The following is a 21,270-nucleotide window of genomic DNA, read 5'->3' as shown; positions in this document are numbered from 1 at the left end:
GTTTACCCCCACAAAGACTCTCTTCAGCACCTGAAACTCATAGACTGTAGCGTGGCCGACGGACTCACAAACCACCGTCGGTACTGATGTGGCATGAGAACAGGTAAGGAGACTAGACGTCGGTGAAAAGGTCCGAAAAGGAGAATTTATTCACTTTCATCCCGAACCTGACCATGCCGGCGGATACCCCTGACGGCAGGGTTATTCACCCTGAATCTGTTCGTCCGCCCACACCGGGACTGGCCCGATGTCCTCAGGTTAATCTAGTCGATGCCGTGTTTCCCCGTCGCCGAAACAAGCATCTGTTCAATGTTTCCAACAGCGTCTTGTCATGTTCGCGGCTGGAGACGAATTTTCCTTCTCAGTGTGGACGAGCTCGCGAGGTGTCAGCCCCCTACTCGTATAGAAACCACACATCTCGTTCATAGAAGGTTAGCCCGTCCGCCAGCAAATAACATAACGTGTCTGTTATTTATTCATGTGCTTGTCGTCGATCGCGTACGGGTGACCAACATGTACATTAGCACTAAGTGTCTGGAGAATTGGCGTTTATTTCAATTATTTTATAATGTGTGAGAGCAAAGGCGATGCCAATCCAGAAGACCTTCCATCTAACAACATCGGCCGCAATACCATTAATAAGACCAGCAATAACAATACTACCAAGTAGTGACATTCTTTTTGACTCATTTAATATATTTTTTTCTCCCATTAACATACCTCGACGAATCACATTAAGAATGACAGCAAATACGGTTCCAAGCACTAGCAGCCCGACCACACCTGTTTGAGAACCGATATAAAGATATGTGCTGTGTGCGCCTCGTGGCTGATTAAATCGACTAAGCGTTGAAGTGTAATCCTGAAATGTACCTAACCCAAAGCCAAAGAGTGGCTTTATTTCTACCATCTCTATGGATGTTTTTAGTAACGAATACCGGATTTGAAGGGATTTTGATCCTGCACCTACAGCCTCATCAGGATTTGCGACAAATGTCAACAAGGATTTAAACCGGTTGAAGAAACCAACGATAAGTTCAGGTGCTAATAAAAGCGACCCACTGAATACTACTAAGGCTGGCACTAGATTTTTTGTATTCATACTTTGAAATGGCATATTTTTGTTATTAACTAGAATGTAAAACAACAATCCACCAGTTAAAGCTAGATATGCTCCCCGTGACCCTGTTCCTACCAATCCAAGCAGTAGTATGAATATAGATATTATGTACCAAATAGTTCGTATCCGACTCTTAGTATGCGCAATTAATACACCACTTAAAAATATACCTACCACGAAACGTAATCCGAGACTGTTTGGATTCATGCCCAACGGATACGCACGTCGTGCACCAAGTGCAACGTCCATTGCTGCCAAAACCGCTAAAATTGTTATAGTGAGTAAAGTGTAGTTTACTATTCTATTAAATTCGCTGTGACTCCTCGGGATGATTATGATTGCCGCCGCAAAAATAGGGATGAAAATATAGCTCTGAAGAATGGCAAACCCTCTGCTAGTGGGTAGAGCCGCCCACCGTAAAACCAAGTATAAATAGAAAACAAGCCATAGACCACCAATAACAACAATCCACCTTGGGATAGAATATGATATTTCATCTTGATATTTATTTCGTGAAATGAATTCCGCTCCAATACCAATTAGTGCGAGTGGCATTAATATTTTAGATAGACTAACACTTGGTAATACTAATATGAAATCCAGAATTGCAGCAATTATAACGGTGGCAATTAGGTGGATTGAAATCCGCCGTGAATCAAACATCCTTTCACTAACTCTTCGAAAGACAGAGTACTTAAGCGCGTTGTAACGTCGGGGAATCTTATAATAAATTTCGCCGTGGGGACCGGAACCGTCGCTGTTCCCAGTAATTCCCTCGTACTCTTTCCCACGCTGGACAAAACTCTTAAACTTCGTGTTGTTTGCGACCGCAACGTGGGTACTGGCATAGATACCGTATCCGGAATGTAAGCCAATATAACGCCAAGGCTGACCAACAGCCAGTGAAACGGGGAGCCGTCATTGGACAATAAAAAAACCGATAGCTATAGGCGACGATTCCGACTACATAAGACCAATAATGCGACTATTAATACTCGCAGACTGGGGATTTCCCTGCGACGAACCCTTCATGCGGGAGGTGTACACCAAGCGTTGGCAGGAGCGAGGCCATGAAGTAGTCTGGGGTTTTCGTTCCTCAACATCAGAGATTCAATGCGAGACGTGGTGTGGCGCACCTGCCTATCTCATGCCATCACGAACTCACGACGAGGTAAGGACAGTAGTGGACGGCGTGACCAGACAGAATCATGCGATCAAAACTCTCTGGGAAACCGAAGGGCCATTCGATGCTATCCAGGTTCGAAACGACCTTGCGTTCGGGCTTCGGGCGATGCGACTCGCCCAAAGCCAGTCAGTCCCATTCGTATATCGCCTCTCGCATCTCAAATCCGAGGAACTGTGTCTCGGTTATCGAGACGGTGTCGACGGCTACGGACTGACCGATTTCCTTCGTGGACAGATCGGCAAGCGCGTTCGTCGCACCATATTAGATGGTGCCGACCTCACGCTCACTATCAGTGACGCTATGACTGACCATCTCCGTTCGCAAGGGTTTTGCGGGCCTATCGAAAGTCTGCCAATGGGTGCGGACACGTCTCTACAGCCGACCGAAATTGACCCTAAACCATTTCAGGACCGATTTGATGTAGGGTCGAACTACCTCGTCTACATCGGGACAATGAATCCGATCCGTCAACTAGAATTTCTTTTCCCAGTCTTGGCACAGGTGCGTGAACAACGACCCGATACGACGCTCGTGATGGTCGGAGGTCGGAACGACGAACATCGTAATCGGCTCAAACATGCTGCTGAACATTACGGTGTCGCCGACAGTGTGTGCTTTACCGGATGGGTTGAAGAGACAACGCTCAGACGGGCGATTGTCGGTGCCGAAATCGGTCTATCGGTGTTTCCACCGAATTACGTGTTGCGGACGAATTCACCGACGAAAGCCCTCGAATATATGAACCACTCAACGCCAGTGATCGGAACCCAGACGCCAGAACAGATCAAAATCTTATCCGAGAGTGGTGCCGGACGTACAGTTGAGTTTGAGACTGGGACGTTTAGCGAGACAATCCTCAACCTATTGACAGACGTTGATACTCGCAAACAGATGGGCCGTCGTGGCCGAGAATATATCGAAAACAGGCGTAATTACGACTTACTCTGTGAACGCGCAGTTACACTGTACGAAGCGCACACTTAATATTTCGAGACAGCTCTTACCGAACTGAGTGAAACAGCACCCTGAAAATTACGGCACCCCACCATCTGCTATAGTAGCTATTAAGATTCAATACACACTTGATCGCACGACTACAGTGTGATTGGTGTGTGAATTGTTTCAGTTGTTACTGTAGTTGTTCTGTGTAATCAGCCTTCGACGGGAGGTAACGTTTAGTTTTGAGAATTATGCCAGCGGGCGAAACTCTGGAGCCAAGTTTCAGCTGTTTCCGGTTCAGCATGACTGAAGCGATTTGAGGACGACAAGGTTCGACGTTTGAGTTCTCGAAAGATTCGTTCGACAGCGTTTCGATTTCCGTGGCGACGTATCTGAAATCGGAGCCCAGATCGTTACAGCGCAGTTTGGAGGTGTTGAGCACCATCAACAAGAAAGACTGCAGTTTCGACATCGTGTTTTTGCCGCAGCTCACGGAGAAAATCTCGGTGAGTGCGGTGGTCGTCGTCGAAAAGAGGCGGACGTGAAGCAGTTCATTTGTGGTGGGATCGCCAGCGGTGTACAGGCAGAACTGCTGGTCGTTGATCCGAATCACTGTTTCATCCGGCGTGATCTGATTCAGAGATTTACCTGATTCTGGCTGTAAATCGGCTTTCTGAACCCAACGTGGACCGCTTTCCGGCTCCGCTGGACACACAGAGTGGCGAGCGATTCGACTGTATTCGACATTGAGGGCCCCGCAACATGCGATTGAATCCTAGTGCCATCGCTGGCTCGGGTGTCCGCTCTCGCTCCACAAACTCCAGATCAATCCAATCTCTACCTCTGCAGGGGCGGACGATTTCTGGCATAGGCACCAAGAAATTCTCCCACCTCGCTTTTCACGCTTAACCAAATACGACTCGTTTATACGAACGATCAGTTAATATAATCTTCTTATCTAGACTAATGTTACAGAGGGAATCGATATTACTCCCGGAGAAACTCTTGGTACAGATGATCTAAATTATCACGCATCGTCTCAACTGAAAACCGTTTAGCCCGCTTCCATCCCACCTTGCCCATACGATCACGTAAATCCGGGTCTAGCAACAATTCGTTCATTCGCTCCGCGAGCATCTTTGCGTTACCAGTCGGGATTAGATAACCGGATTCTCCGTCCACCACTTGTTCTGGAATCCCCGCGATATCAGTTGCAATCACGGGCAGCTCGCTGGCCATCGCCTCCGTGATCACTCTGGGCGTCCCTTCGCGGAACGACGGTAATATGAGGACGTCACTCGCTGCGAGTACGCGTGGGACATCGTCCCGGAAGCCGGTGAGGAACACCTGCTCGGACAACCCACGGTCTTCGATGTCCGCGTCCAGCGAGTCGTACAGCGGACCGTCGCCGACGATACACACCGACCCTTCGAAGTTACCGAGCGATTCGACGGCGTTGAGCAACACGCCGTGTCCCTTGCCATCCGCGAGCCGACCGACCATGACGACGCGCGGCCGCTCCCCGGGCAAGTCTGTCGCAGGTTCGGCGTCTGCGAACGCTTTGAGGTCGACCCCGCTGTAGACGGTCGTGTACTGTTCGGACATCCCAATCCCGCGCTTCAGGTAATCGTCGGCGATGACATCCGCGTTCGTAACTATCCGGTCAGTATAGCTCGCGGCCTGGCGCTCGCACGCGAGCACGAGCCGGTTCAACACGTCGTTGCGGTCGTCGGCGAACGGCACGCCATGTACAGTATGAATGACGTTCGGTACGCCAGCTAATGCCGCCGCGAACCGCCCGATAATGCCGGCTTCCGTACTGTGTGTGTGGACGATATCGAAGCCCTCCCGCCGGAGGTATCGCGCCAGCGATAGCACTGCTGGCACCGCCGTGATTGGATTATAGTGTCGGATAAGCGGAAATCGCTTCGTTGTGATTCCCTCCCGTTCCAGACGGTCGACCTGCTCAGAGTCGTACTCCGCACCGTATCCCACGGTAAAATCGTAGGCATCAAGCCCACACACGGTTGCGATCGTTTTCGCTTCCGCACCGCCCTTCAACAGTCGAGTGATCAGATGGAAGACGCGCGGTCGCTCGCTACCGGTCATCGACGTTCACACCTCGACGACGCCCCTTGGGGACTTAAGCCCCGTTTGTTATTCGTCCGACTGCTGGCTATTCGAGTAACGACACGCTAAAACCGCTGTGTCGTGTTCGTCAGCGCACATGGAAGACGAACGGACGCGTGTCGGCGTCGTCGGCCTTGGATACGTGGGGCTGCCGCTAGCGCTGGCGATGCACGAAGCCGGCTACGACGTCGTCGGCATCGACATCGACGTTGACAAGATTGACCGCCTCCGCAGCGGCCAGTCGACCGTCAACGACGTTACCGATGAGAAAGTCCAAGCGGCGACAAACGACGGCCTCACATTTACGACCGACTACGATCACCTCAGCGACGCTGACGGAGTCTCAATCTGTGTGCCGACGCCTCTCCGCAAGACCGACACACCCGACCTGTCCTTCGTTCTCGATGCCGCCGAACGTCTTGCGCCCATCATCGCGGACGACTGCACAGTCGTTCTCGAGAGTACCGTCTACCCCGGCGCTACTGAGGACGCTCTCACGGACGTGTTCGCGGAGAACGGCGCAGTAGTCGGTGAAGACCTCTATCTCGCGTTCTCTCCCGAGCGCATCGATCCTGGAAACGAGGAGTACGGCCCGACAGACATTCCGAAAGTCCTCGGCGGCGTCACCAACGAGTGTGGCGACCGCGCGCAAGCACTGTACGATCCCGTATTCGATGAGGTTGTGCGCGTCGGCTCCGCGACCGAGGCCGAGCTTGTCAAGCTCCTTGAAAACACGTTCCGCGCGGTGAATATCGGCCTGATCAACGAGCTCGCACAGATTGCCCACGAACTCGACGTCGATATCTGGGATACCATCGACGCCGCCGAGACGAAGCCGTTCGGCTTCATGCCGTTCTACCCCGGACCGGGCCTTGGCGGCCACTGTATCCCCATCGACCCGTTTTACCTTTCTTGGAAGGCCAACGAACACGATGTTGATACGCGTTTCATCGACCTCGCGGATACTGTCAACCGCGAAATGCCCAAACACGTCGTTCAACGCGTTGTCCGACAACTCAACGACCGAGGCACCGCGCTCTCGAACGCAGATATTCTCGTTGTAGGCGTGGCCTACAAACCGAACGTCTCCGACACGCGCGAGTCTCCGGCCATAGACATTATCACAGAACTCGACGGCTGGGGTGCGGTCGTAGATTACCACGATCCGTACGTTCCAGAACTCGAGATTGACGACGCGACCTACGAGTCCGTTGCCCTCACTGATGAGCGACTCAACGATGCTGACTGTGTGATTCTCGTCACGGACCACTCGACTCTGGATATCGATCGTCTCGTCAATGAGACATCGCTGATCTTCGATACACGAAATACCACTAGCTCTCATAGAGCGGATCACGTCGTCCGACTGTAATCTGCGAGATACTCCGAGGATGACACCAGGGTATCATGCTGGTTTTCAATACACTAAGCCCACAGCTTGCCGCGACAACACTTCTACACGTGTTTAGCAAGCAATGGATTCAATTGACGGGCGAATATTGTAGAGCTGCTCACCGGTCGATTCTTAGAGTTCGCCACTCGAAGTCGACAGACCCATGTCAAACCGTGGGAATCCTGATATATGCCTACCGCGCTCGTGACCGGCGTCGCCGGATTCATCGGGTCGAATCTCGCAGACGCACTACTCAGTCGCGGCTACGACGTTCGTGGCGTCGACAATTTTGCGACGGGCCGCGAACGGAATCTCGAAGCGTTGAGGGACTCTACCCGGTTCTCGTTCCAAGAGGTCGATATCCGCGACGCCGAAGCAATGACCGACGCCACCGAGAGTGTTGACTACGTCTTCCACCAGGCTGCCGTCCCCTCTGTGCCACGGAGTGTCGATGACCCGGTCACGACAACTGACGCGAACTGTACCGGTACGGCCACCGTCATCGATGCCGCGCGGAACACAGATGTCGACACCGTCGTCGTCGCGTCCTCGTCGTCCGTCTACGGCACCACCGAACAGCTCCCGAAAGTTGAGTCGATGACCGAGCAGCCGGAGTCACCGTACGCACTCTCCAAGCATTACACGGAAAATCTCGCACTCCAAGCTAGCGAGCTCTACGACATCGATACTGCTGCGCTCCGGTACTTCAACATCTTCGGGCCACGTCAGGATCCCAACGGCGACTACGCAGCCGTCATCCCCAAGTTCATTTCACTGATGCTTGACGGTGATCAGCCAGTCATCTACGGAGACGGTAAGCAATCTCGGGACTTTACGTTCATCGACAACGCGGTCCAAGCAAATATCCTCGCCGCCGAAAGTGACGTTTCAGGCGAAGCGTTCAACGTCGGCTGTGGCGGTCGCGTCACCGTCAACGAACTCGTCGATACTCTCAACCACCTCCTCGATATGGATATCGATACCATCTACGACGATCCGCGCCCTGGCGATATCCGGCACTCTCACGCCGACATTTCGAAAGCTGAAGATCTTCTGGGCTACAATCCGACCGTCGACTTCGAGACTGGCTTAGAGCAGACAATCCCGTACTACCGTCAGTAGCTGACGCAGTCCTCGGTAATTGGGCCTCAATTCTCAAATTCAGGATGACCGTCCAAGAGGAACGGATAGCCGTCGCCGAACACCTCTCGGACAATGTTACTTCGAACTGATAAATCGCGGACTTCTCCAACGTCAATGTCTTCCATGTCGAGCAGCATGGCAACCATGAACTGGTTGGCCGTGAACGGGTATTGGCCCTGGTCGTCTTTCACTGGCCGGTCGTTCTCCTCCGCGTACGTCACGTTTGACGCCATCCACATCGCGTTGTAGATGAACGCCATGTTGGCGATAAACTCCCGTTGACTCCGTAACTCGCTCGCGGAATTTGCAGTGAAGTCATGCTTCATCAGTCGATACGCGGTCTCTATCGTCCATCTCTTCCGGTACCGTCGTCCGATTTCCAACCCACCGAACTGCTCGGGATTGAGGTTCGTATGCGCCGGCTCGCCCGACCAACTCTCCTCGCTCGCCACCGAACTGCTCCGGATCGAGGTTCGTGTAGTACACCTCCCAGTTCCCTTTATCGTCAGTCCCGGCCTCAACCCGTTCGATCCGCTTTTTCGAGGGCATCGTAATTAGCCACGACTCCGCCTCACTCTCGGGTACGACCTCACCGACACAGTCACCATCATCGGCACGGGGCGCGGTCCAGTCAACGCCAACCTCGGCGCGCTCGCGAAAGGGCCGGTCGCACTCCATCGCGAACTCGACGATCCCACCGCCCTCACGCTCCTGTTGGACGGCGGCGCGTAGACCTCCCTTACAGACCGCCGCACGGGCGTCCGCGCACCCGCGGCTATCGCTGTCCTCGCCGACGGGTTCGACATCAGACTCGTCGCCTCCCCGACAGTCCACCGACATCTCTCGAAACGGTATCCCACATGGACCGAGTGTCACCTCGATCTTACTGCCAGCCGGGATCGGTCCCCACACAATGACCACGCCACCCAGACTGCCGCGGCCGCGTGGGAGGCTATCCGCCATCTCGACACCGACCCTGGAAAACGCCGGCTCCTCGGGAATCTCCACACAACGCATGCCCGGAGCTACCGTGATCTCACCCACGATCACACGATCGATGTCGCCGACGGCACAATTAGCAGATATGTCCTCGATCTCGAAGCTCGGAACTTGGTCACGATCGACCGCCGTAGCCAGCACAACACCGTCCAACTCACCGATCTGGGCCGGCTGGCCGTCCAGCAGTGTCTCGACGACAACTACGAACTCGTCCACCCGGATCAGCGCCGGCTCAATAGGTGTCTTACTGGGACCCCTCAGGAATCTACAAGTACAGTGTCGCCCCGCCGGGCGGGAGGGGAGACACCCACAACCGACGAGTGGGTGGCGGCAACCGGCGATCCAAACGCGGACGCCGACTACGTCCAGTGGCTCACTGGCTCTGAGAACTCTCCTAGCCACCTCCACGAGCGATTCAGCACCGTCGCCCATGACGATGCCATCACGCTCGTCGACGACCCACCACACCCGTTCGAAGACGACCGTGTCACGTATCTCAGCCAGACAAATGCTGAAACCCTCGTCGTGCTCCAGTGGGGTGACCCCTTAGCCACCCTGGGACGTCTCGGGTGCGCCTTACTGAGCGATAAGGCCTTCTCCAACATTCTCACCCCCTCACGGATCGGCTGCGAATTCGACGCACTCCACGATGAATCCGATCACGATGTCGCCCGCAGCCTGCGTCGTGGCCATCAAGTGGGCTGGTACAGCAACTCAGAAACCACCTACGGAGCATGGCGCGAGCGAATAACAACGGTTCGAGATCATCTCCTCGCACGGGTTGGCAAACTCATGAACAGCGACGACACAACCGCCCGAAGCGACCTGTTCAACGATCTCCACGACCTGATCGCCTCGGCGACCCAGCTGTATCACGCAGCCGGTATCGATTTCACGACCACCAGCAGGGTCCCAGATACCGACGCACTCGTACGCAACACCACACAACTCAACAAGCTCTGTGCGTTCCTCGCCAAGACTGTCCCCAAACAGTCCGTCTACGGGATTCACTCAGGCTACCGCATGCTGTTCGAAGAGTGGCCCGGAAAGCTGTGCCGGCGACTCCCCTACGACATCGACCCCAACACACGGATGGATCTCACCATGTCGTGGGTGCTTGCCGGTCCGACGATCACGGCGCTCTCCGATCAGATCATCGCCACCCTCACCACAGAACTCACCAGAGTTCGAAAACCGATCGCCGACGGCACCGAACAAGCACCACCCCTCGAGATTCCCGTCATCGACGGGACGACCTACCCCGCCATCCGGCGGGTGATCGACGAGCTACCGATGACCCACGACGTCCAGTGGACACCCCGCGAGCGACAGCGGCTCGTGCGGCTCTGTCTGCGTTCGTTCGGCCCGTCGGACACCTCATTGGAGTAGTTGTCCGTACGACGTCGTGGAGAGCCTCCTACGAGCGCTGAACGAGTCACCCACTCCGAAGCCTGCCGAGGTCGAACGCGCAGCGGCCACCCTTTCGGCCACCCGCTTTCGGCCCGACCTCCCGCCGACAGCGACGAAGCTGTACGCCACGCTCCTCAGAGCCGACAGCCCACTCGGCCGCTCGGAGCTCATTGACAGAGCGGGCATCTCCGCGAGCAGCTATGACCGTCGGATACACGATGTTCGCGAACTCGAACGCATCCAACCCGTCCAAGTGGACGGTCACCGACGGTGGACAACAGATCACGAGCACGCAGCCAAGCCGCCGGCAGACATCAATCAACCTCCAACACCGCTGTTTGGCGCATCGACAGCCGAATCCATCCCACCGCGTCGTGAGCAGTCACCCCGACGCGTGGACGCGACAACGGGCTGGCCACGCCTACACGGACCTGTTCACACCGACTCAGACCATGATCCTAGACACCGCACTTCCAGTGAACACACACCGACAATCCGATCACCACGACGCACAGCCCGCAGCCCAGCCCAGCGAACCCACACCACCAGATCCACACCATGACCAGACGCCACCCACGACACCGACGCTCCACCCGAACCAAAGGGATGAGACGCAATGACATCCCCTAAGATCGACCTCGAAACGAGCGTCACACGCGATCGCCCCGTCAGCCAAGAAGAGGGATCCATCCAGGTGGGCCAAGACGACCTCGATGAATCCACCATCACGCTCAGTTTTGGTGGTTCGTGGGGGACGACGTATGCGGATCTCACACCTGAAGAGGCGCAAGCGATCGCGACCGCCCTCGAATACACAGCCACACAGATAACCCAACAGGAGGGCTCCACGGATGAGTGACCTCGCTGAGGAACTCCAGCATATTCCCGGCGTGGGCGACACCGACGAGGAACCCACCGTCGATCACGATCCCACGAATGGGCGGTGGCTCGAAAAAGAGTTCGTCACAGCACTCGAAACGTGGGGATACCTCACCGCCCGCAACGAACACATTTTCGGGCTCGAAACTGACGTCGTCGCACGGCGAAATCCCCCACGTAATAAGCCAGAAGACTTCATCGTCGCCGAGTGTAAAGACTGGCACACGACCCTTGTCGGACGCCAAGCCGTTGCCTCCATCTCCCATCGGGCGTTACTCTCTCACGCGATGCCCGTACTCGTTGTGGCGTGTGGCGTGACCACTCCAGCGTGGTATCTCGCCCAGCTGCTCGATGTCCGGATCATCACTATCGACGACCTCACCAAGGAGTCACTCCCTCCACTGACGGAACACCGACCACCGAGAGGAACGTTCCGCACTCGCCGAGAGCCCCGGTGAGCGAACTTCGAGGTGACGTTCCGCCGCTGTTGGATCGACGGAGTGATCTCGACATCGAGGCGACGGTGTTCTTTGCTGGTGGGCAGGGCCCGGGTTACGTACTAGATAGATCCGTAGAGTGTGTACGTTAACCGGCGTTCTATGAGCACTGTTTGGAAAGATGTATTTACGTAGTCAAGTTCAAGCCGAGTTGTCAACTCTGTGACCGAATGTTAATACGAAAATATGTCAGGAAAACTGTGTAATGAGGATCCGTCGGATGCGAATTTATAATGATTAGAGATTTATAAATTCACACGGGGTTGTACCTATCCAGAATCTGATGTAGTTAGCAAGTACGTTGTCACCCGTTTATTTCACAATACAAGGTGTGATTAGCAACGAAATGAATAGCGACCATAATATGTCAGTTTTGACATTGGATTGGGAGATCATTTCAGCTGATCGATCTCGGTGCGGACGAACTCATCGTCGTCGTCGGCTACATGAAAGAGGTAATCATCGACCACTACGGCGACACCTACGAGGGCGTTCCGATCACCTACACCCATCAGCGCGAACAGAATGGGCTCGCCCATGCGCTGCTCACCGTCGAAGAACATATTGACGACGATTTTATGCTCATGCTCGGCGACAACAACTTTCAAGGCGAACCTCCAAGACGTCGTCCGTCGCCAGCGCGAGGACCGCGCCGACGCCGCATTCCTCGTCGAGGAAGTACCCTGGGCGGACGCCTCCCGCTATGGCGTCTGTGACACCAATCAGTACGGCGAGATCACCGACGTGGTCGAAAAACCCGACGACCCGCCAAGCAACCTCGTGATGACCGGGTTCTATACATTTACTCCGGCGATCTTTCACGCCTGTCACCTCGTACAACCCTCCAACCACGATGAGTACGAAATCTCCGATGCGATCGATCTGCTCATCCAGTCGGGTCGGACCATCGATGCCATCGGCCTTGACGGATGGCGCATAGATGTTGGCTATCCCGAAGATCGGGATGAGGCTGAACGGCGTCTCTCAGACGGGGTTGATGCTGGGACACAGACCGAAACGACCGGGGCCGCTGACTCTGCAGACGACGCAGTCGAGACGAGCGACTGAGAATGGAGCGCTGACCCCGTCTGCGGCATCATCGACAGCGCTACCGGTTGGGGTCATTAATCTTTCACGGTTCTGTTGAAATCCGCATTAGGTGATACACCTTGATCCGGTTACGGTCAATACAGAAAACTCACGTACCAGTGTAGGTCGATATCTACCCGAGTCCTGTCAGGAACCATCTGCAAGATCTTGAGGATGTAATCAGCGGAGGACCATCGTTCATTCTAGCACATCAACGACGAAACAGATGTTAGTTAGGTGGGCAAATGCATCACGGAACTCCTTACTGGATGAGTCTGAACAACCGGGAAATTGCTATATATTTCCATTTTCAGATAAACCTGATAAAACCCAGCAGATCATACGTCCTGTCCGGACTTGTCAAGGACGCGTGAACCGTACTCTTCGATCAGATCACATGTTCGTTGATCTTGCGGACACGAAATGGAGTATACGCGGCGAGGGGTAATCTCACCCGGCGATAGGTGATATACGACGCTCCCATTCAGGTCGTACGCATCATACCAATTGTAATACTTTTCGTACAGCGTGTTTCGAGTCTCAAGCGAGGTCTGTTGCTGGTCGTTATTTCGCTGTACTGCGTAGCCCCATTCACCGTTATATGCCGGTTTTCCGACCTGTTCGTGTGCGTCCTTGATGTGGCCACGAATCCATCGTTTCGTCTCCTCAGTGGTGAGTCCCCAGTGGCCTTGGTGGGAGTCTGGATAGGTATGAAAACTGCAGGCATCAATTTCGTCAATATTATTGACCGTGACGTAGTCCATGGCGGTTCCACTCGGGAACCAGTCAGCATCCGATTCTGTTGTCCATTCGGGTATCTCATTATACGTGCCGAGTCCACCGCTTCCGACCAATTGCTGAGGAGCAATGTCTGAGACGTACGCCGCCATCTCCTCGATCCAGTCGTGGTACGCCGATCGGTTCTTCGCCAGTGCTTGTCCCTCGTTTAGCAGTTCCCACAGTACGATCGACGGATCGTTTCGGTACTCGACTCCGGTCACCGTATTGGTCCGCGTTAGAACCTTTCGAACGTAGTTTTTGTACAATTCCTTCGCTTTTTCGTTCGTATAGAACCGATCATGATACTCCCTGTATTCTTTTGTACTCGCTGGACTTCCCGGTTTGAGCGACCCACCGTCAGGGATTGGATCTCCGGTCGCCCATTCGACGTACTGTGCCGCCCCATTTCCAGTTGTCCGCCAGTTGTTGGCTAACCAGAGAATCCACCGGATACCGTACTCCTTAGACTGGGCAATGGCTCGATCAAGCAATTTGAACGCGGACTCGTTTAATTCGCCAGACTCGGGCTGAAGCGTGTATGGACCCACAATCCTGTTCGCCGGACCTTGGCCGGCACAGCCGCCGTGAGTTCGAAGTAGATTGATGTTTAAGCGGTTCGCCTTTTCCAGTAATTCGGTCCGAACAGAGTCATCATCCACGGCGTAGAACGTACTGTACTGTGCACCGTTGAAATACCAGGTTCTGGCGTCCACAGAGAACTGTGTCCCGCTCACGGAAACGAACGACTGTGGTCCGCCTGCAGATTGTGCGTCTGTCGAATCGGATGAGTCTCCTTGACATCCCGCAATGGCAGCGGTGACAATTGCGCTCCCAATCTGTAGAATCTCCCGGCGATTGGTTCGGTTAATCACACCAAGTCCTATACAAAATGTATGATATATAATTAACGTTCAAAACGTTTTGCCATTGCCCACAGTTATATAGTGGATAAGAATAGCGTTGCGGAGAGTCAACACATTGCCTTCACGACGCCCGTTGCTCCTGAAACGAACGGTCCAAGCCTCAGCGAGATCGGGGTACTTACGTGCGAGATACGTATGTTGTATCTCGTACGATTGTTGGAACGTAGATGCGTGCAGGTAGGAGACTCAACGGTCAGTACGCACTCTTCAGCGACCGGATGTTTCTGTCCATAATGATGTCTGACGAAGCGGATTTCAACAGAGCCTCTCCACCTAAAACTCCGAACCAGTCAGTTCCGGATCGTCGCCACAACATCGAGTCCCACCTTCCAGATCTGTCGAACAACCAGCTTCAGATCGAACGTAAACGACTGTTGTTTGACGTACTGCAGATCGTAGCGCAACTTCTCTTCAGGATCCGTGCTTTTCGCACCATTCACCTGTGCGAGCCCCGTCAGCCCTGGTTTCACGAACCACCGCTTCCGCCAAGAGCGCTCTTGGGCCTCCAACAATGATTCTTCTTCAGTCCACACCGCCCGTGGACCGACAACACTCATGTCGCCAACGAGGATCGACCACAACTGGGGAATCTCGTCGAGATGCGTCTGTCGTAACACACGCCCAACACGCGTAATTCGGTCATTCGCTTCATCAGCAACCGGCTCAACGGCTGCTCCTTCAGACACCATCGATCGGAACTTGTACACCTCGAACGTCTCGCCGAACACTGCGGTGCGCTCTTGGCTGTACAGGATCGATCCGCCATCATCCAGCTTGACCGCAATCACGATTGCACAGATGATGGGACTCAACACTACCAACCCAACGAGCGAAAACACAACATCAAAGCCGCGCTTGAGCATGTGGTCTTGAATGTCCCACGGCTCGATATCCACACTGACGAGCGTCCCCACGTCACTCTCGGCCGTCAACACCCGATCAGCGTGTTCGCGGTGGACGAGGACATCGACACCATGCTCGTAACACGCATCGAGCGTGCCGAAGAACTCCGCCCGATCCGTATACTCGAACGCTAACACAGCCGTGTCGACATCGTACTCGACGAGCACGTCCTCGATCCGGGAGAGCCCACCCAGACGATCGAGTCCCGCAAGCTGAAGTCCGCCGTCTGCAACGGGGACCATCGACGGCTCGCGATCACTGTTCCTGAACGCACTCGTCGGACAGAGATACCCGATGAGAGAAAGGCCGACCTCGGAAGCGAGCCCCTCGATTTCAGCCGGATCATCGCCAACGATGATCGCTCGCTCGGCGTCGCCATTCGGCCGACGCCGAATCCAGACGAACCATGCAGGCAATAGAACCAACAGCATCGGAGTGATCACGATGAGCGTCGTCCGGGGGAGCCGATACGTATAATCGAAATATCCGATCGCCGCAAGGGTGAGCATCGCGACCATGACCCGCTTTTGCGTGAGCGCGACCGTATCGAGAATGCGCCGCGGTCGTGGCTTATACAGCGGGAGAAACGCCGCGGTGACGATGACGACCGTTGTCGTCACCTCAAACACCAGTTCGGCACCCATCGGCGCATCAGCTGCGAGCCCCCCAACCACCGGCAGCCGAGTGAGAAGGGCGTGGACAACAACGCTGTTCGCGACCGTTACCGCAAGGGCAGTAATGACTGCGACACCGCCGACACTGCGGAGTCGATACTGCCACCCAGAGAGCATTGCCTGTAGGTTCGACCGAATACATATAAATGAATTGTGACCTCGCGGAGGGAAATCAGCCTGAACGGAACGGAGCCGTAGTCACCGCCTACCGTCACTGTCGCCGTCGATAACTGCAGTTTCAGTATCCAACGCCCGCACCTCAATCCCACGCCACTCACCGTCGACCCCAATAAGCGCCTCAGCATACCCGACCGCCTCATTACCTGGTACCGCCTCCTGGACAAAGCGCTTCTGCGCGTGGTTCAGCCCAAACTCTGCGGCCCATTCGTCGTCCATCCCGTCTAACCGGTGGAACTGCTTGATCGCACACTGATCGAGGATCATCTCCGCTTCGGGCCGCTCGAAGAACTCATCGACCGTCTGAGTGACCAGCTGGATCGAGAGATCGTGATGGCGGTGATGCCGAAAGATGGTCTCTAAGAACGCGAGATTGGCGGCATCTCGCAACACGTAGCGAGCCTCGTCGATCACGAACACCACCTCTTTGTCCGTCTGCTTGGCCCGCTCGTACACCAGCGAGATGAGCAACTGCATCATCAGCGTCGTGCGCCCGCCGACACGCCCCTCCTGTTGCGCCAAATCCAGATAGATGCGATCGGTCGCCGTGAAATCGACTTCACTTGCTCGCCCGAGATGTGCAAACTGGCCGTCCGACGCGAACGGTCGCAGCTGGTCGATGAGCCACGTGGCGTCAGTCTGCAGCTTGTCGGCTTCCGCCTCCGTGCGCAGCGTATACGCGGCCGGCTCAGCGACAAGCTCCTCGAGCACGTCGATCACATCCCGAAGGGTCGGGCTGGCCCGATCGTGCGTCGTCAGATCCTCCGTAATGCCCGCATTGTGATACGCGGCGTCGACGGCGAGCTCCAGTGTCGTCCGGCGGTCTCCAAGCGTGATCCCCCGCTGGGCAAAGAAGTTCGTCAGAAAGCTCAACACCCGCTCTTTCTTCTCGGTGAAGGGGCTGGCGTCAGCGCCCAACTGCTGGCGGGCGTGCTCCGGCATCGGCGTAATCTCCAAGGGATTAATCCCAAGCGTGCCGCCCACCGTGATCCGCTGGGCGTCTACCGCGTCCGCAACGCCCGCCCAATCGTTGAGCGGCTCTAAGATGACCCCGATCCGGTCGTCATGGTGTGTGACCGACCGGATGAACCGCTGTTTAGCGCCAAAGCTCTTCCCTGACCCCGGATCGCCGACGGTGAACGTGGCGTACCCGTTCTCTCGCGCAAACGGGTCGACGACGACCGGCGTCCCCGTATGGCGATGCACCCCCAACTCAACGCCATCCGGTTCTAACAGCGTGGGCGTGTGCGGCGACGCCAACAACGCCCCGACAGCCCCGCTCACGCAGGTGGTCGTCCGGTCGAGGGGCGTTCTACCGAGCGGGGCCGCCCCGCGCAGCGCCCGGTCTTGCGTACAGATCGCCGTTTTCGGCGCGAGCTCGGCCGGCTGCTCGCGGAGCGTGCGTTTCACGCGGCGTACATCCTGCTCCAACGTCTCGCGATCCGCGGCCCGCACCGTCACCAGCAGTGCTTGTGAAAACACGCGGTGGCCCGCTTCCACGGCCCGGTACGTCGCCGCCGCCTCGCTCGCCCGGTCGTGGAGATACGTGCTCCGAACGCTCGACTCCAGGTCGGCATCCACCTTCAGATCGTCGGCCGCCGATTTGAGCTGATCGAGCGCCCGCTCCTGATCCCGCGGGCGAATGTGTGCCGTCACGTGAAACCGAACGTCCGTCAGCGTGAACAGCTCGCTGAGATACCCATCACTCGGATAATCCGGCCAGTCAGCAATGTAAAGGGTGGTCGTCCACGTGTCGCCAACCCGGGCGCGCCGACTCTCCCACTCGACCGCACTTGGCGCGACCGCATCCTGCTGGCGCGCTCGCGGCGTGGCCACCGCTGACCCTGGATCGGGTGTTGGCTCCGGTGGCTCGACGAATGCGGACAGATCCACTTCTGGATCGCGCTCAGGGCGTCGTGCCTGGAGCCACACGCCGAGCAGAAGGCCGACCACGAGCGTGCCGCCACCGACGGCGAGCCCAATGACAACCGTTGCGGGCGACACCGCCTCGCCGCTCTCGACGAGCAGGAGCGCGTGCTCACGCATCGGTCTCCCCCCGCGACTCTTGATCCACACCGGCCTGATCGGCAACCGGCGGGTCGTCGATGTCTGTTCCGTTCCAAAACTGCGTGGCAAGCCCGAGGAGTTCGGCCGTGGACAGCCGGCGAGCCGCGCAGTCGGTCGTTTTCGCGACGAACTCCGTCTCGACCGTCCGCAGGCGCTCGCGAAGCTTGTCGAGTTGCGCGCCGCGCAACTCTGCGTCGGTGAGCCGGTCGCGACGTGTCACGAACGGCGTGAACAAGATCCCAACCACCGGCAGCGTCGTGAGCCGCTCGGCCGGGGTGCGCTCTTCGGGATGGCGTTCGTACACCTCGAACGGGGCCACCTCAACCCCCAGAAAGTATCGAATCTGATGGGTGTCCTCCAGCTCGGCCGGGCGTTGCTCGCGATACGCGGCGATGAGCGCGCGCACCGACTCGGTGTTTTGCACCTCGGGATCGGCAAGCCGCTCGTCCAGTTGGTCGACGAGCGTGGCGGCCGGGTACGGGTCAGTCGTCGTGTACAGCGTCAGCTGAAACGTCAACTCCTGATCGGCGAACGCCTCGCCGACGGCCTGACGGGCCGCCCAGTCGTCGGCCATCGCGAAATCCATATTCCCCGGCGTAAGCTCGATGAACGCCTCCATCGTCCCATCCGTCCGCTCGATCGCACCGTGGCCGGGCCACGCGCGTTTGAGCGCCGTCAGCTCTTGGGTGCGCTCGTCGACGACGAACGGCCGGGGGACGGCCGTGTCTCCCGCAGTTGTGGACGCGGCGTCGTTAGCCACTGCATCATGCAGCGTGATTCGTGGCCGGCGCAGGTAAAACCGCACCAGGTCACGCAGCCACGTGCTCGCTGGGAGCTGTCTGGGTGCCGCGTACACCACGGCGACCCCGACCGCGAGGCCGACACACACGAGCGGGAACACGAGTGGGTCGACACCGCTGGCCGTCCCGCTAAGCAACCCGGCGATGGGAAAGCTGAGCAAGACGTACAGATCGCGTTCGTCCACGCCGATGATCGGAAGCGTCCGGTCGGCGGCAAGCGTTTGCATCACGCGTCGAGTCGCGGGGTTATCTGAGCTGTCACTCATGGGTGGGGTTCGTTTTCGGTTCGACGGTACGATGGCACGCCCGTGTCGTCACTGCGCACAGCGGCTGGTGACGGTGAGTCATCCGCTGTGGACTCGGTGCTCGATTTCTCACGATTGATGTGCTGGGCGACTGTCTGGCCAACCGCTGCTTTCGGTCCCCATCTGGCGGCCGTCGCGCCCGCCCACGGGCCGGCCACCGCCGCGGCGCCAGCCACGGCACCCGCGGTCACCGTCATCCCGGTCGCCTTGCTGACCGTTTGGACCAGTCGAGGCGTCGTGTAGGCGAACAGCTTCCAGATGATCCACACGCTGAGGACCGGCAACGAAACGGCGATGAGATACCCAAAGAAGGCGCTATCAGGAGAAACCGCCCCCACATTCTCCGAGAAGAGCAACTCATACCCACGAAACAGCAGCGCGACCGGCAGCGGCATGATCGCGAGTGGGATGAACTTGACCGCAACGCGCATCGCGATGCCCGAGATGACGGGGAGACCACCGTATGCGACAGCCAATCCGATCGGCATCACATACACGAAAACGTACAACAACAGCTCTCGCAAGAACAACAGCGCTTGGAGTGCCCACATTGCGATGGCACCAATAAATGTGAGGAAGAGCCCAAGTGGCGGGTTTGAGATAGTTACAGTGAGAAAATCGGTCAACCCACTAGTCACTGTGCCTAGAGAGGGGACAAGCACAATCGCAAATCCATCGACGAGGTACAATGCCGTCACGGCAATCCAATACCACGTCGCGATCAGGATTCCACCTGTCCAGGCCGTTCGGCGCACCTGTCTATTGCGAATGGGATCGGTGAAATTGAAGATACGAAGCGTATGCCGTCCCTGGACACATACAATCAGAATGAGGAACGCGATTAGGGTGATCTCACCGACGACAAGCGCCTCATGAAGCTGTGTCCACGGCGTGTTTTGTGGATCTCCCAGTGGAAGTCCGTTTTCGGTCTCTGGAACAGGTGTGCCGAACACTGCCTCTGACAAGTCGCGATATCCATTTGTGATACCCTGGGTGAACCACTCAATAAGCTGCTCAATAACGTCGATGAACCATTGGTACCCTACGTCAGTAAGCGAGATACCACTCATGAATCTCTCTCCTCGATTGCGATCTGACACTCTGAGAGACTGTCACCTCTATAAGTGACGGTGTACGTTCGTTCGGTCTCTTCCCCAGTTACGCTGCTGGTGAGTGTCGTCGTGAATTGTCCATCTGTTCCTTCTGGCGTACATTCGACTCCGCTGCTGTTTGGTGAAAATGGAAGGCTTCTAGAGTATATCGTAAGTGACTCTCCCGGCTCAATTGTTGGTTTGCCAAATCTCACAGGCTCTTCGGGTGCAGCAATTCCACTCCCGGAGAGGTCGTCCGGAGTGGGATTGGGAATATCACCACTAAATTGGAGTGCGGTAATCTGTTCGGGCCCAGATCCTGTGTTTTCGAGGCCTACGATCACTTCTGTCGAAACCGTCAGATCTCCAGCCCCCTCGTACATCTCATCGGGATGATTGCGCGCGAGTTGCAGATCGGTAATGGCGATGTCGGGACGAATGGGCTGCTCGACAGCAGCCATCACGGAGTCACCATCGACAAGCTGGATGGTGTAGGTACCAGGGGGGTAGGAGGTTCCGAGCGGGATCGTCTCGCGGCTGGCACCCGGCGTAAGTTCTCGGTCGGCAAACGCCTCGCCCGACGGGGCAAGCACGGCCAGCTGGGTGGCATCCGTCTCTGACTCGAACTCGACGGCGAGCGTGGTTCCCTCAACAGAAACGGACGAGAGCGCTCCACGGCTAGGATCACTCGCTCCACCGGTATCATTACAGCCGGCAACGGTGGCGACGCCGCCGGTCAGGATCGTTGTCAGCACGGTGCGTCTC

The 21,270-nt window shown here is 56.4% G+C and carries 15 protein-coding genes and 3 pseudogenes; 7 read left to right on the top strand and 11 right to left on the bottom strand.

What is annotated here, in order from left to right; translation table 11 throughout:
• Positions 1-526: 526 nt before the first annotated feature.
• The gene (locus ACFQEY_RS04135; RefSeq protein WP_379765049.1) at positions 527-1,783 is read right to left on the bottom strand and encodes an O-antigen ligase family protein; all 1,257 of its coding nucleotides are present in this window, start codon (positions 1,781-1,783) and stop codon (positions 527-529) included.
• Between the two features lie 316 nt (positions 1,784-2,099).
• Between ACFQEY_RS04135 and ACFQEY_RS04130 the strand changes: the two genes are divergently transcribed.
• Positions 2,100-3,290 (top strand): glycosyltransferase, encoded by a 1,191-nt coding sequence (locus tag ACFQEY_RS04130; RefSeq protein WP_379765047.1) that lies wholly within the window; start codon positions 2,100-2,102, stop codon positions 3,288-3,290.
• Positions 3,291-3,481: 191 nt separating this feature from the next.
• Here the strand turns inward: ACFQEY_RS04130 and ACFQEY_RS04125 are convergent.
• Both ACFQEY_RS04125 and ACFQEY_RS04120 read right to left on the bottom strand, forming a co-directional pair.
• Positions 3,482-4,114: pseudogene (locus tag ACFQEY_RS04125) on the bottom strand (IS6 family transposase).
• Positions 4,115-4,232: 118 nt separating this feature from the next.
• On the bottom strand, positions 4,233-5,354 hold the full coding sequence (locus ACFQEY_RS04120) for a glycosyltransferase family 4 protein (protein ID WP_379765045.1): 1,122 nt from the start codon (positions 5,352-5,354) through the stop codon (positions 4,233-4,235).
• 118 nt (positions 5,355-5,472) lie between these two features.
• Here ACFQEY_RS04120 and ACFQEY_RS04115 point away from each other — a divergent pair, with 118 nt between their 5' ends.
• Together ACFQEY_RS04115 and ACFQEY_RS04110 are read left to right on the top strand one after the other, a co-directional pair.
• Positions 5,473-6,747: a nucleotide sugar dehydrogenase gene (locus tag ACFQEY_RS04115; protein ID WP_379765043.1), complete on the top strand. Its 1,275-nt coding sequence runs from the start codon at positions 5,473-5,475 to the stop codon at positions 6,745-6,747.
• Between the two features lie 210 nt (positions 6,748-6,957).
• Positions 6,958-7,890, top strand: a complete 933-nt coding sequence (locus ACFQEY_RS04110) for an NAD-dependent epimerase/dehydratase family protein (RefSeq protein ID WP_379765041.1) — start codon at positions 6,958-6,960, stop codon at positions 7,888-7,890.
• Positions 7,891-7,916: 26 nt separating this feature from the next.
• On the opposite strand, the gene ACFQEY_RS04105 is transcribed toward ACFQEY_RS04110, so the two are convergent.
• On the bottom strand, positions 7,917-8,171 hold the full coding sequence (locus tag ACFQEY_RS04105; RefSeq protein WP_379765119.1) for a hypothetical protein: 255 nt from the start codon (positions 8,169-8,171) through the stop codon (positions 7,917-7,919).
• Between the two features lie 42 nt (positions 8,172-8,213).
• Positions 8,214-8,363 (bottom strand): annotated as a pseudogene (locus tag ACFQEY_RS04100) (hypothetical protein); the annotation flags it as partial.
• A gap of 658 nt (positions 8,364-9,021) precedes the next feature.
• On the opposite strand from ACFQEY_RS04100, the gene ACFQEY_RS04095 reads away from it, so the two are divergent.
• From ACFQEY_RS04095 to ACFQEY_RS04080, 4 genes and pseudogenes are all read left to right on the top strand, one after another.
• A complete protein-coding gene (locus ACFQEY_RS04095; protein WP_379765039.1) occupies positions 9,022-10,299 on the top strand; it encodes a hypothetical protein in 1,278 nt (425 codons plus the stop codon).
• 637 nt (positions 10,300-10,936) lie between these two features.
• Positions 10,937-11,179, top strand: a complete 243-nt coding sequence (locus ACFQEY_RS04090; RefSeq protein WP_379765037.1) for a hypothetical protein — start codon at positions 10,937-10,939, stop codon at positions 11,177-11,179.
• Complete coding sequence (locus ACFQEY_RS04085) at positions 11,172-11,657, top strand: hypothetical protein (RefSeq protein ID WP_379765035.1); 486 nt, start codon at positions 11,172-11,174, stop codon at positions 11,655-11,657. Before ACFQEY_RS04090 ends, ACFQEY_RS04085 begins: the two co-directional genes overlap by 8 nt.
• Before the next feature lie 422 nt (positions 11,658-12,079).
• Positions 12,080-12,764, top strand: a pseudogene (locus ACFQEY_RS04080) (sugar phosphate nucleotidyltransferase).
• Positions 12,765-13,123: 359 nt separating this feature from the next.
• Here the strand turns inward: ACFQEY_RS04080 and ACFQEY_RS04075 are convergent.
• The 6 genes from ACFQEY_RS04075 to ACFQEY_RS04050 all read right to left on the bottom strand — a co-directional run bounded on the left by ACFQEY_RS04075 (position 13,124) and on the right by ACFQEY_RS04050 (position 21,260).
• The gene (locus tag ACFQEY_RS04075) at positions 13,124-14,437 is read right to left on the bottom strand and encodes a glycoside hydrolase 5 family protein (protein ID WP_465261628.1); all 1,314 of its coding nucleotides are present in this window, start codon (positions 14,435-14,437) and stop codon (positions 13,124-13,126) included.
• 341 nt (positions 14,438-14,778) lie between these two features.
• A complete protein-coding gene (locus ACFQEY_RS04070; RefSeq protein ID WP_379765032.1) occupies positions 14,779-16,182 on the bottom strand; it encodes a sugar transferase in 1,404 nt (467 codons plus the stop codon).
• A gap of 81 nt (positions 16,183-16,263) precedes the next feature.
• Positions 16,264-18,288, bottom strand: a complete 2,025-nt coding sequence (locus tag ACFQEY_RS04065; protein ID WP_379765030.1) for a VirB4 family type IV secretion system protein — start codon at positions 18,286-18,288, stop codon at positions 16,264-16,266.
• Positions 18,281-19,336 carry a hypothetical protein gene (locus tag ACFQEY_RS04060; RefSeq protein ID WP_379765028.1) on the bottom strand — a complete coding sequence of 352 codons (1,056 nt, stop codon included), beginning with the start codon at positions 19,334-19,336 and terminating at the stop codon, positions 18,281-18,283. Before ACFQEY_RS04060 ends, ACFQEY_RS04065 begins: the two co-directional genes overlap by 8 nt.
• Before the next feature lie 35 nt (positions 19,337-19,371).
• Entirely contained in the window at positions 19,372-20,484 is a 1,113-nt protein-coding gene (locus tag ACFQEY_RS04055) for a hypothetical protein (protein ID WP_379765026.1), read from the bottom strand.
• Positions 20,481-21,260, bottom strand: a complete 780-nt coding sequence (locus tag ACFQEY_RS04050; RefSeq protein ID WP_379765024.1) for a hypothetical protein — start codon at positions 21,258-21,260, stop codon at positions 20,481-20,483. The genes ACFQEY_RS04055 and ACFQEY_RS04050 overlap by 4 nt, the downstream gene beginning before the upstream one ends.
• Positions 21,261-21,270 lie beyond the last annotated feature (10 nt).

The organism is Halorubrum trueperi (genome assembly GCF_042662525.1).
In the GTDB taxonomy this organism is placed as follows: domain Archaea; phylum Halobacteriota; class Halobacteria; order Halobacteriales; family Haloferacaceae; genus Halorubrum; species Halorubrum trueperi.
Note: the sequence above shows the minus strand (reverse complement) of the source record. Positions and strands in the feature narration are given on the sequence as shown.